General features: G+C 36.0%; 13 protein-coding genes. 6 read left to right on the forward strand and 7 right to left on the reverse strand.

The features are described from left to right. Positions 1-7: 7 nt before the first annotated feature. From VB264_RS17760 to VB264_RS17770, 3 genes are all read left to right on the forward strand, one after another. Entirely contained in the window at positions 8-547 is a 540-nt protein-coding gene (locus tag VB264_RS17760; RefSeq protein ID WP_323251450.1) for an NADPH-dependent FMN reductase, read from the forward strand. Positions 548-600: 53 nt separating this feature from the next. Further along, on the forward strand, positions 601-1,125 hold the full coding sequence (locus VB264_RS17765) for a DinB family protein (protein WP_323251452.1): 525 nt from the start codon (positions 601-603) through the stop codon (positions 1,123-1,125). 101 nt (positions 1,126-1,226) lie between these two features. Beyond that, positions 1,227-1,604 carry a nuclear transport factor 2 family protein gene (locus VB264_RS17770; RefSeq protein WP_323251454.1) on the forward strand — a complete coding sequence of 126 codons (378 nt, stop codon included), beginning with the start codon at positions 1,227-1,229 and terminating at the stop codon, positions 1,602-1,604. A gap of 383 nt (positions 1,605-1,987) precedes the next feature. On the opposite strand, the gene VB264_RS17775 is transcribed toward VB264_RS17770, so the two are convergent. Then, on the reverse strand, positions 1,988-2,524 hold the full coding sequence (locus tag VB264_RS17775; RefSeq protein ID WP_323251456.1) for a DinB family protein: 537 nt from the start codon (positions 2,522-2,524) through the stop codon (positions 1,988-1,990). Between the two features lie 535 nt (positions 2,525-3,059). On the opposite strand from VB264_RS17775, the gene VB264_RS17780 reads away from it, so the two are divergent. After that, complete coding sequence (locus VB264_RS17780) at positions 3,060-3,959, forward strand: helix-turn-helix domain-containing protein (protein WP_323251458.1); 900 nt, start codon at positions 3,060-3,062, stop codon at positions 3,957-3,959. A gap of 118 nt (positions 3,960-4,077) precedes the next feature. Further along, positions 4,078-5,097, forward strand: a complete 1,020-nt coding sequence (locus tag VB264_RS17785) for an aldo/keto reductase (RefSeq protein WP_323251460.1) — start codon at positions 4,078-4,080, stop codon at positions 5,095-5,097. A gap of 94 nt (positions 5,098-5,191) precedes the next feature. Here the strand turns inward: VB264_RS17785 and VB264_RS17790 are convergent, their stop codons facing one another. From VB264_RS17790 to VB264_RS17800, 3 genes are all read right to left on the reverse strand, one after another. Beyond that, positions 5,192-6,106 (reverse strand): helix-turn-helix domain-containing protein, encoded by a 915-nt coding sequence (locus tag VB264_RS17790; RefSeq protein ID WP_323251461.1) that lies wholly within the window; start codon positions 6,104-6,106, stop codon positions 5,192-5,194. 65 nt (positions 6,107-6,171) lie between these two features. Continuing rightward, a complete protein-coding gene (locus tag VB264_RS17795; RefSeq protein WP_323251464.1) occupies positions 6,172-6,555 on the reverse strand; it encodes a DoxX family protein in 384 nt (127 codons plus the stop codon). A gap of 15 nt (positions 6,556-6,570) precedes the next feature. Further along, on the reverse strand, positions 6,571-7,386 hold the full coding sequence (locus tag VB264_RS17800; RefSeq protein WP_323251466.1) for an SDR family oxidoreductase: 816 nt from the start codon (positions 7,384-7,386) through the stop codon (positions 6,571-6,573). 343 nt (positions 7,387-7,729) lie between these two features. Between VB264_RS17800 and VB264_RS17805 the strand changes: the two genes are divergently transcribed. Continuing rightward, positions 7,730-8,128 carry a hypothetical protein gene (locus tag VB264_RS17805; protein ID WP_323251468.1) on the forward strand — a complete coding sequence of 133 codons (399 nt, stop codon included), beginning with the start codon at positions 7,730-7,732 and terminating at the stop codon, positions 8,126-8,128. Between the two features lie 194 nt (positions 8,129-8,322). On the opposite strand, the gene VB264_RS17810 is transcribed toward VB264_RS17805, so the two are convergent. Genes VB264_RS17810 through VB264_RS17820 form a run of 3 tightly spaced genes read right to left on the reverse strand, consistent with a single transcriptional unit; the run spans position 8,323 to position 13,919 of the window. Further along, positions 8,323-10,713 carry a glycoside hydrolase family 31 protein gene (locus VB264_RS17810; protein WP_323251470.1) on the reverse strand — a complete coding sequence of 797 codons (2,391 nt, stop codon included), beginning with the start codon at positions 10,711-10,713 and terminating at the stop codon, positions 8,323-8,325. A 40-nt stretch (positions 10,714-10,753) separates the two neighbouring features. After that, entirely contained in the window at positions 10,754-12,148 is a 1,395-nt protein-coding gene (locus tag VB264_RS17815) for a glycoside hydrolase family 5 protein (protein ID WP_323251472.1), read from the reverse strand. A gap of 7 nt (positions 12,149-12,155) precedes the next feature. Beyond that, positions 12,156-13,919 (reverse strand): glycoside hydrolase family 9 protein, encoded by a 1,764-nt coding sequence (locus tag VB264_RS17820; protein WP_323251474.1) that lies wholly within the window; start codon positions 13,917-13,919, stop codon positions 12,156-12,158. Positions 13,920-14,038: the final 119 nt, after the last annotated feature.

A 14,038-nucleotide genomic window follows, 5' to 3' on the forward strand; every position in this document is an offset into this window, starting at 1 on the left:
ATCTAATATGAAAATAATTGCATTTGCAGGAAGTAATAGCTCTACTTCTATCAATAAAAAACTAGTAACATACGTTTCATCATATTTTCAGGGACATACTATTGAAATTCTAGACCTCAATGATTATGAAATGCCTTTGTTTAGTGTGGATAAGTTGGCAAAAGATGGGATTCCTCAATTGACATTAGATTTCGCTGAAAAAATCGACTCTAGTGATTTTTTATTGATTTCATTAGCAGAAAACAATGGTGCTTATACCACAGCCTTCAAAAACGTTTTCGATTGGCTTTCTATGATTCCTGAGCGTCCTGTGTTTGGGAATAAACCTATGTTTTTATTATCAACTTCTCCTGGAGCAAGAGGGGGAGCAAGCGTAATGGAAATAGCCAAAAATAGAATGCCTCATAGTGGTGGTAAAGTAATAGAGACTTTTTCTTTACCAAGTTTCTATAAGAGTTTTGTGGAAGGTAAAGGAATTACAAATAGCGAATACGCTACGGAATTAGCTACTAAAATTGAGAAAATAAAGGACGATTTATTAATGTAATGACTATATTTAATTCTTGACAACAAAACCTAAACCATCAAACCTTATGCAAGATGAATGAAATTGATTTCTTGATTAAACAAACTAGTGATGCTTATAACTGGACTAATAAATTAATCCATTCTATTTCTTTAGAAAAATGGGATACTACCCCGAACATTCTTGAAACGAATGTCACTTGGCAAGTAGGTCACTTAATCATGAGTCATTATTACCACTCTATTATGGTGATAGTTGGCCACCAAATGGATATTATCCAAAAGATACCGCTAAAAGACTATAATGATTTTTTTACAGATGGTGTTCCCAGTGCCACCATCGGCAAAACACATGCAAATAACCTTTTAACTCAATTGAATATCGTTCAGGAAAAGTCTTTAGCTATAATCAAAGCATTGCCATTAGCAGAACTTGATAATAAATTAGAGCCAACACCGACACCTCATCCTATCGCAAAAACTAAACTAGAAGCTTTAGACTGGAATATTAAACATACCATGTACCACTGTGGACAAATTGGTATATTAAAAAGAATTATTGACGAGCGATACGATTTTGGATTAAGACGAAATGAATAAAAGAATCATTTATTCGCTTTTCTTCGAATATGATAATAAGCACGGAAATCATTGGATGTTGTGGATAAATGATAATAAAGCTAAATTAAACGTAATAATAAATGAGTAACAAAGAAAAAATAATCAATAACTACATAGAAGGATACAATCAGTTTGATATTGATAAAATGGTGTTAGACTTCGATGACAATATTATTTTTGAGAATATTTCTAATGGGGAAGTCAACATGACTTTGTCAGGAATTACTGCGTTTAAAGAACAAGCAGAACAGGCAAAAGCTTACTTCTCTGCAAGAACTCAAACAATAACATCATTAGAGGACAAAGATGATGAAGTTGAAGTCGAGATAGGTTATTATGCCATATTAGGAATGGATTTCCCTAATGGATTAAAGAAAGGCGACGAATTGAAATTAAAAGGAAAGTCTATTTTCAAGTTTTTGGATGATAAAATTATTAAGCTTACTGATATTAGTTAATGTACATATATTTATTAACCAAAAGCGGTCGTAGCATTCATTTGCTACGACCGCTTTTGGTTATTTTATAAATTTTACTTTCCCTCGCTTGGCTGTACTGCAATGTAACATTGCAAAAATGCAACGCATTTTGTAATTTTTCACCTTGCCCCCATTAGTCCGTATCTTTGATGATAGACTGTAATAACAATGGTTTTATAAACCACAAGTCAAATTGCTCAATTCATCACTAAACTGGGTGGGCTGGGCTTGCTTAATATTTATCGTTCCAAGGCTAAAGATGTGGAATAGCTGGGGTACTACTAACTACAAGTAGGTGTTGAGGACTAGGCGTCTCCCCCGAGACAGATACTAGTAATGGTGGAAATTGTTCTTTACTTTCCTCAGTTTAATAGTCCATTGTTTATATCACCTGCTCTGAATGCCCATTCCGTATGTTTGTCAATATCTTGTCGTAACAACATATTGAGTTGTGCTGCATGATGTTGGGTATGGCGGAGGTTATAAAGTAGAATTTCCAAAATCGGGTAATCCATATCATTGGGGTCATCTCCTTCTTTAAATCTTTCATTTAATTTTTCATCAGTCAAGGCATAGATTATTTGTTTGCACTTTTCACGGCTTAGTTGAAGATATTCTACTATTTCTTGTTTGCTATAAATTTTGTCAGGTATTAAATCGTCAATAGCTTCTTTTGGTCTTTCTTCTGGCTCTTTTTGCGTAAAAGAAAGTAGTGGTGAAAAGTCACTTGGTGGAATTGTTAAATAGTAGTCTAAAAATATTGTACTATGAAAAGCAATATAATAAAATCGTTTGTGAGTAATAAAATAGTCGTCAGGACTATTTGAGATGGCATTTATAAGCATATCAATGCTTGCTCCGAATTGATTCCATAATATTTCTTTTATTGATTTGTCCATATTTCATCACGTTGAATGTTAGTCCTAAGCTTTTCTACTATTCAAGTTAAAAAGAGCCTTTGCTCGTTCAAATGAAACTATTTTTTCTTAGATGACGTAAAATAACTCCTTTTTGAGGATATAGATATATGGTTTTGAAAATTGATGTGTTGCTTATACTTGGGTTGTGGGAAAACAAAGACCAACAACGATAATAACAAACTTTTTTCTATCATCTATTTAGAGATTACTTGCAGACAGAGTCTGCATTTTATTAATTGTTCCTAGTCTAAATAAGACTTGAAACAGCGATGGGCGAAAACAACACACCAACATAATAGTTAAACTTTCACCTCCAGTACAAATCAATTTAATACCCCAAATTAGCTAAGTAACTAACTACAAGAGATATGATTAATGTTTAGGGTTTTTGATGTTGTATGATTTTATTTGGGGTGGGTACAAGCATTCTTCTTTCTTTAAGCATTAAAAAATATGCGTTGTCTATCAAAACTAAATCATAATTTAGTATGTTTGATTTTTATAATTATGCAAGATGGAACAAATTCATACTTTAGAAGATTTATATAAAAATCGTTTAAACTTTGTACCCGAAAACCTTAAAAATGATATCGGACATTTTAATGTTTTTCGGGTTGAAGATTTTATCGGAAATTCGCAAAAACCGATTCCGTACAGTCGAAAGGATTATTATAAAATTTCACTAGTAATTGGCAAAAACCATTATCATTATGCAGATAAAATCGTGGAAGTACAAGAAGCAGGCATTTCTTTTGCCAACCCGATGATTCCCTACAAATTAGAAAGAATCGGCGAAAAGCAGTCGGGATACTTTTGTGTATTTACCGAATCTTTTCTTCAACAAATTCCCAATATCAAAGAATATCCCATTTTCAAAGTTGGCTCTTTCCCAATTTATGAGTTAGAAACTGAAAATATCGCAGGATACAGCCATATTTTCGAGCAAATGCTTACTGAAATCAACCTTGAGTACGTCTATAAGTACGATTTACTCCGTACTTTGGTACAGCAACTCATTCACAAAGCCATGCGTTTGAAACCCAACGAAACGGTGGTTTCTTCGCAAAATCATTCGGCAAACAATCGTATCACCTCTCTTTTTATTGAATTATTGGAACGCCAATTCCCGATTGAATCGCCATTTCAAACGATGAAATTGCGAAACCCGATAGATTTTGCTACGCATCTTTCGGTACACATCAACCACTTAAACAGAGCTTTAAAAAGTGTTACGGGCAAAACTACTTCTCAATTAATTGCTGAACGGATTTTACAAGAATCAAAAACATTATTAAAACATACCGATTGGAACATTGCTGAAATCGGTTTTTGCTTAGGTTTTGAAGACCCTTCGCATTTTACTTCATTTTTTAGGCGTGCTTCACAAATCACGCCCAAATTGTTTCGTAATTGACAGACAAACATCTAATTGTTTGATTTTTTATATTTCCTGTTTCTTATGGGCTACTTATAAATAAGTATTTCTAAGGAATTTTGCAACAGATAAACATATTCAAAAATAATCAACGACTATGAAGTATAATTATGTAGGCGAAACGGGTTTATTAGTCTCGGAGCTATGTTTGGGAACAATGACTTTCGGCGGACAGAATGCTGGAATGTGGGAAAATATTGGCAAACTACAACAGCAAGAAGTAAACGAATTGATTAAAGTGGCAGTAGAGGCAGGCATCAATTTTATTGATACCGCCAATATTTATTCTTTTGGACAATCGGAACAATTGCTGGGACAGGCTTTGAAAGATTTGAATATTCAGCGTGACCGAGTGGTGATTGCCACAAAAGTATTAGCCAAAATGGACGAATACCCTAACAGCACTGGGCTATCTAGATACCACATTTTCAATTCTGTTGAAGCAAGTTTGAAGCGTTTGCAAATGGATTACGTTGATGTATTATACGTTCATGGCGTTGATCCAAAAACTTCTATCGAGCAAATTGTGCGTACCCTCAACGACATTGTAAACACAGGAAAAGTACGTTACATTGCTATTTGTAACTGGCCGGCTTGGATGGTCGCTGAGGCTCAAACCTTTGCTAAATACAATGGTTTCCATCAATTCATTGGCTTGCAATATTATTATTCTGCCGTAAGCCGTGATATTGAGCATGAACTTGTACCGATGGCGGCACATCACAAATTAGGAATATTCCCGTGGAGTCCATTAGCAGGTGGATTTTTGAGTGGTAAATATACTCGGGAACAAGCAGAAGCAGGTTCGAGAAGAGTAAATTTCGATTTCCCTCCTATCGACAAAGAAAAAGGTTATGATTTGGTAGAAGTGTTAAGTAGCATTGCCAATGCCCATCATGCTACAGTAGCACAAGTAGCTTTGGCGTGGGTCAGACAGCAAAGTGGCGTAACAAGTACCATTATCGGAGCAAAAACTGTTGCTCAGTTGAATGATAATCTTCGCTCAGTCGAGATTCAATTAACGCCTGAAGATTTAGCCAAAATCAATGAGGTAAGCCCATTACCATTACAATATCCGGGGTGGATGGTGAACAGACAAAGTACGTATAGAAATTAAGGATAAGCTTCTTAGAAGGTTAGATTTACTACTTTATTTGACCTTCTAAGACTATTCTATACTCATCTTGATTCTCAAAATCAATTTTACAATGTTAATTGAACCTCGCCCGAAACTCCAATGGACTCATCTCAACTTTAGTCTTAAACAATTTACTAAACGATTGTGAATGCTCAAAACCTAATTGAAAAGCTATTTCACTCACAGAAAGACTGGTTGTAGCAAGCTTCTCTTTGGCTTTTTCGATAAGTTTTTGATGGATATGTTGTTGTGCACTTTGTCCAGTGAGACTTCTTAATAAATCACTTAGATAATGTGCTGAAACATTAAGTTCTTGCGAAATAAAATGAACACTTGGAATCCCTAATTCAATAATTTTATTGTCGAAATACTCATTAAGTAGCTTATCAAAATTCACGAGTAAATTGTTACTGGCATTTTTTCGGGTCAGGAACTGGCGATTATAAAAGCGATTGGTATAATTCAGCAATAGGTCAAGGTATGAGATCATAACATCTTGACTAAATTGGTCTATTGAATTTTGGGATTCTAATTCAATATTTTGCAAAATCATTTCAAGCATTTTTTCCTCCTTATCAGAAAGGTGTAAAGCTTCGTTTACTTCATAGGAGAAAAAACCGTATTCTTTGATGAGCCTTCCCAGTGGATATGGACGTATAAAATCAGGATGAAAAACTAACCACCAGCCAGACACTTCATAATTATCTTGTCCTCTGGTTGATAATAATTGCCCAGGCGACATTGTTGCTAAAACACCCTCATCAAAATCGTAATAGTGTTGTCCATATTTTAATTTTCCTTTCACATTTTTCTTTAAAGACACGCTGTAAAAGTTTAGAATTAAATGATGAGTTGTACTACTATCTGTATTCGGCACAGTATCTAAATTGATAAGACTAACCAGAGGATGATGTGGCTTTGGAAGCCCAATAAGTCGATGTAACTCAGAAACAGAGTTTATAATAGTTGGCTTTACTCTATTTTTCATGATGAAATCTATAATGATTAGAAGTGTCGTTACAAGATACAACGACACTTCTTAAAGATGTCAAATTAATGATTTGTGACTTTTTGGGTAAATATCCAAGCCCAAGCAATCAACAGAAACTGAAAAGGTAGTCGGATGATACTTGCCACAAAACCTTCATTTTTAGTTTGATAAAAATCAATAGATTGGGGAATGTGAATGCCCAAAAAATAAACAATCAGCATAGCTATGATAAGTTTTGCTGATAAGACTCTTGTTTTCAAAGGCAAAAGCAATAGCCCCAACACAATTTCTACGATACCACTAAAATAAATCAAAAAGATATGTGCAGGCATCCACGTAGGCATCATAGCCAAATATTGCTTGGGATATAGCAAGTGCATTGCCCCCATTCCTACATAAAACAAGACCAAAAGGTACAGCGATACAACTTTAATCGTCTTCATCATCATTATGATCTTTAGTTATTGAGCTTTCTCTGCTACTGGTTGCCATGTCTTCCAATCTGCCAAACGTTTAGCATAAACAGGCTCTATTACATGTAAAGGTACTGCACCCAAAAACAAACGCAAAGGCGGATTTTCAGTATCAGCAAGTGTTAAAATTGCATTGGCTGTATTGGCAGGATTCCCTTGTGAAACACCGCTAAATGCTTTATATAAAGCAGCTTTTACACCGTTATATGCCTCAATAGCTTTACTTTGTTTGGCAGATGCCGTTCCCCATTCAGTAGCATAACCAGCAGGTTCAATCAATGTAACTTTAATGCCAAAGCCTGCAACCTCTTGAGCGAGTGAATCACAAAGACCTTCAACAGCCCATTTAGACGCATGATAAATACCCAATGTTGGGAAAGTTGTTACTCCACCAATACTTGATACTTGCATGATATGCCCGCCTTGTTGTTTTCTCATAATTGGCAATACTGCTTGAATAATCCATAAAGAACCAAAGACATTTGTTTCAAATTGAGCTCTTGCCTCAGTTTCAGAAATCTCTTCAATACATCCAAAATGCCCAAAACCTGCATTGCTAATCAATACGTCAATTTTCCCGAAATGTTCCTGTGCTTGTTGAACTGCCGCAAAGCAAGCCTCACGATTATCGACATCTAAAGAAATTGGCAAAACAGCATCGCCGTATTTTGTTACCAAATCATCTAAAGAATCAATATTTCTGGCGGTTGCTACCACTTTGTCGCCACGTTGAAGGGCTGCCTCGGCCCAAGTCTTACCAAAACCTTTTGATGTTCCCGTAATTAACCAAACTTTATTTTCCATTGTTTTATTGTTTTAATTTGTTGTTGCAAAGTTCAGCTAAATAAAACACTGGGAAGTAGCCAAAACGTGGGATATTGTATCCAAAACGGAGTAATATGTAAATTTGGAGAGCTACCTCATCCACATCTGATTCTGTGCTACTACATTTTGATGAATAGGGCAACCTCGCTTGGCATAGTGTTTTTCACTACGCCAAGCGAGGGAACATACAGGCAAGCCAACTCGCACGTGAGTAAAATCATTTTCAACTAATAACGTTTATCATAAAACACTGACATTCAAATATTTATAAGTTTCGTGCAATAATGAAATTCCAGATAGCGTTAACAAAAAAAAAATAACTATGAAAACAAAAATTTTATTATCAATATTTTTTTCTATCGCAACACTCTTGGCGGGTTGCAAGAAAGACGACTTAAACATTGAAGACGGAACATATAAAGGAACGTTTTCTGTAACTTACAGCTCGGGAATAAAAACTGGACAAACGACCTTAGTATTGACGAATGGTAAATTTTCTTGTTCGGGTAATTCCAATAGAATACCTGCTGGGGGGTCAGGTACCTTTTCTTCAGACAACAACAAAATAACATTTAATGATGAAAATTTTTGGACGGCCGAATTTGATCCTAATTTAATACTTAAAGGGACGTATACCTATACATTTGATGGGAAAAAACTAAAAATATATGCTGAAAGAAATGGTATTGGGAACTTTAATTATTACCTCGAAAAACAATAATTAATTCCCTCGCTTGGCATAGTATTTTTCCCTACGTCAGTGTGTCAGGACTTCTTAGAAGGCAACGGCTAGTGGTATATGAGTACACAACTTGGGAATAATTATAAAATGCTCTCCATTTTTGCAATGTAACATTGCCGTATACACTGACGTAGTGAAAAACACTACGCCAAGCGAACGAACCTTATGTTTGTTTATTTTATAAACTTTACTTTCCCAGCAAAAGGGTCTGTATCTAATGCAAAGGCTTTCCCTTTTTTGCTCATTGAAATGTCATGTAAAACATTATCAGATGGTAAACATATTTTACCCTTTACCTTACTAGTACTTACTGAAAAAGGTACTAATTCTAACTGAGACCAGTCTAAATCATTGGTTGATTGTGCCAATTTGATGTGTGGCAAAAAAGCACCATCACGTACCAACATTACTACTGACAACTCTCCTCCGTCTATCTTGTGCCAACCACCCGCATACACTTTCTTGGTTTGATAATCTATCCAATTTCCTTTGGGTAAATATACTTCTCTGCTTCTGGCATCTTGTTCAAATAGGGGTGCCACCAAAATATCTGAGCCAAACATGTATTCATTTTCAATTTGCCAAGAACCTGCATCTTCTGGAAACTCTACAAACAAAGCACGCATCATTGGCAATCCTTTTTCAGAGGCATATTTAGACTGTGCATAAATATAAGGCAATAGCTTATACTTCATTTCGATTACCTTTCGGAAATCATTCATAAAATCTACACCATAATCCCACGGTTCTTTAGGTGGCTGTCCATGACAACGTGTATGCGATGACAAAGCCCCAAATGGCAACCAACGTCGGTATAAATCTTGCTGAGTTCTTTGCGTAAAACCACCTATATCGTGGCTCCAGAATGAAAAGCCAGAAACGCCTAGCGATAAACCTCCGCGTAATTCGGCTTCCATACCCATATTGGTAGATTCCGCATCGCCACCCCAATGTAAAGGATAACGTTGTGAGCCTGCCCATGTGCTTCTAGCCCAAATGATATTTTCTCCGTTGATTTCCTTGGTCAATTCTGATACAATTTTATTATAACGCAGTGGGTACAAATTATGCTCATAAAAGCCTGTACGACCATTGGCATAAATTCCCTTGTAGGGAGCAGCCTCGCCAAAATCTACCTTGATGGCAGCTACACCCATTTTTAATAAATTACCAATTTTTTCACGATACCATTGAATGGTATTAACATTGGTAAAATCTAAGACAGCATCTTCGTAAGGGATATTACCTTTATCATTTTTGACAAATAAGCCTTTATCTACAATTTCTTGAAAGAGGTCATTTTTAGGAACGAAGTATGGCAATTGCCACAGACAAGTACGGAAACCTTGTTCCTTTAAATCCGAAATCATTTTGACAGGGTCTTTAAAACGATTTTTGGAAAATTGATAATCACAACGCCAATCTGTTTCAAACCATCCTGTATCAAAATGGAGTACATCTGTAGGAATTTTGTTAGCTCTTAGCTTAACCGCAACATTACGTCCGTCCTCTTCTGAAAAATAAGTAATACGACTCATCCACAACCCAAAAGACCAAAGTGGAGGCATAGAAGCTTTACCGGTCACATTGGTATATTCGTCCAGAATTTCTTTAGGTTCGCCCAAGAAAACGAATAAATCTAATGATTCATCCCCAATCATTAATGCATTGGCAGCACCATAGGTAGCACCAAAATCGCAAGTAATGGGCGTAGAAGTGTGCATAAACATGCCGTAGCCTCTTGAACTCATAAAAAACGGAATAGGCTTATACATTCCAGCCGTTTCGATACCATTAGGGTCTGAGGTATATAAATTTACTTTTTGACCGTACTTGTTCAATTTGGTGAATGATTCACCACAACCAAAGATTTTTTCATCGGGCGATAGCGTAAATACGGGCGCTATACTCCGTGAATAGTCTGCTGCACGTCGCACAAAACAGAAAGGCATCGAGGCTGTATAAGATGTTTTATTATCTGCAAATCCACGAGTTTTGGTTAATAATTTACCTGTCTTATCTCTGAATTCTATTCCCCAAGGGCTTTCGGTAATCGTCACTGTTCCGAAGGCACTTTTGTATTGATGTCCCCCTGCAATTTTGGTGTATTGCCAAGAATTATCGCGAGTAGGTTCTTTTACTAACATCAAAGATGGTTCGTCTTTCCTAGTAATAGTACCTGTATTGGCTCTGATTCTTACTGATTTTGGTGAAATAAATTCTATTGAAAAAGGTAAAACAGGGTTTTCCGCATATTCTGGTCCAGGGAACTCATTTCCCAGCACTTTATGCAAAGCCGACTGTGTATAATTAAACGCATGAGCAGGAAAATACTGATTTCTTTTCCATTTGATACTACCCGAACCTGTAGCAGGATTAAAACTTGCCAAACTATCTGCTACGAAATAAGTATTGGTAAAATCTTTAAAATCTTTGCTAAGGTCAACAGGCTCGTTGAGCATTGTTTGTACATTTTGAGCAACAGTGTATTGACTTTGGAAAAGTCCTAAAGATAATGCGAGCAAAACACCTCGTTTGACATGCGAATAAATATTGATGTTCATATAGAATAAAATGATTAATGGTTAACAATGTATCAACTTGCTATGGCTTTTCTACTTTTTTATACCCTATAATTCTATTTTTAGCATCAAAAAACTTTAAAATATAAGTACCTGATTGCTGTTTGTTTACTGTCAGTTTTTTCTTACTTAATTTTTTCTTTGCAATAGATTTTCCTTGAAGATTTATTAATTGTGCGGAATAAACGGTATTACCTGTACTTTTTATCGTAAAAACATCTTGGCGAGCATTGGAAAGAATATCTACATCTGTTAATTCAGGCGTTTTACTCAACCCTAAGGTTTTTAGGACATAATTTCCAATATCAGTCTTTATACAGGGCGATAGTGCTGTAGTTCCTTTTTGAAACATATTGAATCCTCCATTCCACTCCCACCAAGCAGATGGAATATCTAAGGCAGTCAACGCATCGTAAACAGCATTGGCATGTCTGCAACGACTATCGGCATCTGCAAAATTGCTGTAAGAGCCAAACTCTCCTAAGAAGATAGGGACATTTTTCTGAACAGACCAATCTTTTGCCTTGGCAAGTGCATTGTAAATTGCTTCTGGAGTCCCATATCTTGAATAATGAGTAACGTTATACTCTACCCAAGTTCCTTTTGCTGAAGGAGGTACTACTAGCGTTGAATTGTCTGTGGGGCTTGGGAAAGGAATATTTCTTAAATCTCTTACTTCTGGACTCGTCCATGTTGCCCCTTGGTGGGTAAAAATAAATGGGTCGTAATAATGAAAAGTATAAATAATATTGGGGTCATCAAAAGGTTCAGATTTTAATAAACCTTCTCTACTATTCCAGTCATGAAAGCCTACAACAAGCGTATGGCGAGGGGCAATGGCTCTGACTGCACTGATTAATTGGTTGGCCTCTGCTCGCCATTCCTCTGCGGTGATGTCGTGGGGTTCATTTTGTAATTCAAAAAACACTTTCTCAGGGTCTGTATTTTTATACCTTTCTGCGACACTCTTCCACAAAAATAATTTTCTATCGATGGTATTTGCTTCAGGTATCGAGCCATTGTATTCTGGGTGATGTAAATCAATAATTACTTTCAATCCATTATTCATACACCATTTAATGAGAGAATCTGTAGCCGTTAGTCCAAGCGGATAATCCCATTGATAAGGTGCTTGTATAGAAGCAAAGGCACTAAAACAAACGGGCATTCTGATAGTTTTGAAGCCTTCTTTAGCAATATCAGCAATCATGCTTTTACGTTTCATTACCTCTGACATCTTCAAGAAATCACCATAATGATTAGCTTTTGTCCCTACCCAATAATTTTCTAAATAAGAAAGGTTCATTCCGATGCCCAATGTGGCGGCTCTTTTCGAAGCAATTGTTTGCGAGAAAAGGGTATTATTCAATACTAAGTTTATACTGAATAATACAAAATATACAATGTTTTTTTTCATGTTAATATCATTTTATAGACCTGCTCATTTTTGATTGTAAGGCTTCAATAGCCGCGGATAAATAGGCCATCGGAGCATTCCAATTAATTGCAATTTCGTTAGTCGAATATGAACAATCTGCATCTAAATAAGATTCATCAGCTACTTTGGTTGTGTATCCTACACATTTATCCTGTTGTCCAGGATTTGCTCCTCCAGACAAAAAACCTGGTAAAGGTTCAACGATACCATCCGCCATTGCCAAGCGATGATGCGGATGCATAGGCGTTTTTGAACCAAAGGCTGTCATAAACGAATACCCAGTTCCATTTCTACCAAGCAGATAATCTAAGTTACTTAAAGCTAAATCTAAGTATTTTTTATTTTTTGTCAATTTAAATGCTTGAATCATGGCTATTCCTTGATTGGCAGCTCCACCAGAGCTTCCCCACATAAAATCTCTGGCAGTTCTTCCCATTACTGTTTGGAAAGAACGCTTTTCAACACCATTCGCCAACGTATCTATAAAGGTCAGGAGTCTGTTTTTCAAAATAGGGAAATCGTCTTTTGCTTTTCCTGTTAATTGATGTTGAAATCTTGCGAAGGTATAATACCCCAATAGACGCACTTGATTCCAAGAAGGTATATTCATTTTTGTGTTAAGCTGATTCCCAATAGTGTTGTAATAGCTATCATCTTTGGTAGTGATATATAATTCTGTGGCTGCCCAGAAAAATTCATCCGAGGAATCATTGTCACCATAAGCACCCGTTATTATTTTAGGTAAAAACTGTTCATTCAATTTATTTTGATCGTACTTCACGTTTGGATTTTTAATCGCCCAATTCCAAGCACGAGTAGAAGCTAGCAAACAAGAATCAGCCAAAGCTGGAAACTCTTTTGGAAATTGCTTGAAAACCCTAGCCGCTTGTGCCATTACCGCAGCAAAATCGAGGGTAGCAGTAGTACTTTTTTGTACTGCATATCGCGTTTTAGTTGCCTCCTTAGGCATAATGATTGGGTCAAAAACAGCATTGGTTAATTTATGATAAACTCCTCCATCAGTATCTTGCATGGTTAACATCCAACGTAAATTCCACAGTGCTTCATCTAATATATCGGGAATAGTATTATTACTTTCTGGAATATTCAGGTTTTGTTGTTGAAAATACGCTGGGAAATCTTCATACAACGAAAAAAGCGTTCCCATCGTAATACCTGAATTTACGATATACTTATTATAGTCGCCTGCATCGTACCATCCTTTAGGCGATGAAATGACAGTGCCTTCTGGTCTTTCGGGGCTTACAGCCGAAGCATGAATTAATATTTTGGTATCTGGATGTGCAAATGGTCTTGCCCATTTCCCAGCATATTTTGAAGGAAGTTCGATAGAGGCTCTTTGATAATAAAAGGCTTTTAGGGATGCCTTAGCGAGGTTTTGATGGATATTAGCACGCACTTCAAATGGATAAGAAACCCCTAATGAGGGTACTTCTATTACATATTTACCTACGCTTTGTAAGCTTGAAAAATCTGCTATTTGAGTGGTTTTTCCAGAAAATTCTGATTTGCGAGAGGTACTTAATGTACCTACTAAAACCGTTTTACTTAAATCGCTCGTTTTAACTAAAAAAGTGGTTGCTTTAGCATTGACAACAACGGCTATTTTAGGCGCATTTGGATAAAAACCAATTTGATTAAGGCGAATATTTTCTGATACTTTTTGTCCAAAAATTGGGTAAAAAATAAAAGAAACCACACATAACATTATATACTTAAAGCTATTCATTGGATAATTTTTGTTTATAAATTTTAAGGATAATCATTTTAGTTGGGAGTGGTAAGTTGGGAGTTATAAAGTTGTAAATTATTAATAAACAACTTTATATAAACACACTAATTATATAA

Origin of the sequence: Arcicella aquatica (assembly GCF_034928825.1) — a bacterium.
Classification (GTDB): domain Bacteria; phylum Bacteroidota; class Bacteroidia; order Cytophagales; family Spirosomataceae; genus Arcicella; species Arcicella aquatica.

Excerpts from the sequence above, each read along its gene's own strand:
- VB264_RS17760 (WP_323251450.1), top strand. The coding sequence starts at position 8 with ATGAAAATAATTGCATTTGCAGGAAGTAATAGCTCTACTTCTATCAAT.
- VB264_RS17765 (WP_323251452.1), top strand. The coding sequence starts at position 601 with ATGAATGAAATTGATTTCTTGATTAAACAAACTAGTGATGCTTATAAC.
- VB264_RS17770 (WP_323251454.1), top strand. The coding sequence starts at position 1,227 with ATGAGTAACAAAGAAAAAATAATCAATAACTACATAGAAGGATACAAT.
- VB264_RS17775 (WP_323251456.1), bottom strand. The coding sequence starts at position 2,524 with ATGGACAAATCAATAAAAGAAATATTATGGAATCAATTCGGAGCAAGC.
- VB264_RS17780 (WP_323251458.1), top strand. The coding sequence starts at position 3,060 with ATGGAACAAATTCATACTTTAGAAGATTTATATAAAAATCGTTTAAAC.
- VB264_RS17785 (WP_323251460.1), top strand. The coding sequence starts at position 4,078 with ATGAAGTATAATTATGTAGGCGAAACGGGTTTATTAGTCTCGGAGCTA.
- VB264_RS17790 (WP_323251461.1), bottom strand. The coding sequence starts at position 6,106 with ATGAAAAATAGAGTAAAGCCAACTATTATAAACTCTGTTTCTGAGTTA.
- VB264_RS17795 (WP_323251464.1), bottom strand. The coding sequence starts at position 6,555 with ATGATGAAGACGATTAAAGTTGTATCGCTGTACCTTTTGGTCTTGTTT.
- VB264_RS17800 (WP_323251466.1), bottom strand. The coding sequence starts at position 7,386 with ATGGAAAATAAAGTTTGGTTAATTACGGGAACATCAAAAGGTTTTGGT.
- VB264_RS17805 (WP_323251468.1), top strand. The coding sequence starts at position 7,730 with ATGAAAACAAAAATTTTATTATCAATATTTTTTTCTATCGCAACACTC.
- VB264_RS17810 (WP_323251470.1), bottom strand. The coding sequence starts at position 10,713 with ATGAACATCAATATTTATTCGCATGTCAAACGAGGTGTTTTGCTCGCA.
- VB264_RS17815 (WP_323251472.1), bottom strand. The coding sequence starts at position 12,148 with ATGAAAAAAAACATTGTATATTTTGTATTATTCAGTATAAACTTAGTA.
- VB264_RS17820 (WP_323251474.1), bottom strand. The coding sequence starts at position 13,919 with ATGAATAGCTTTAAGTATATAATGTTATGTGTGGTTTCTTTTATTTTT.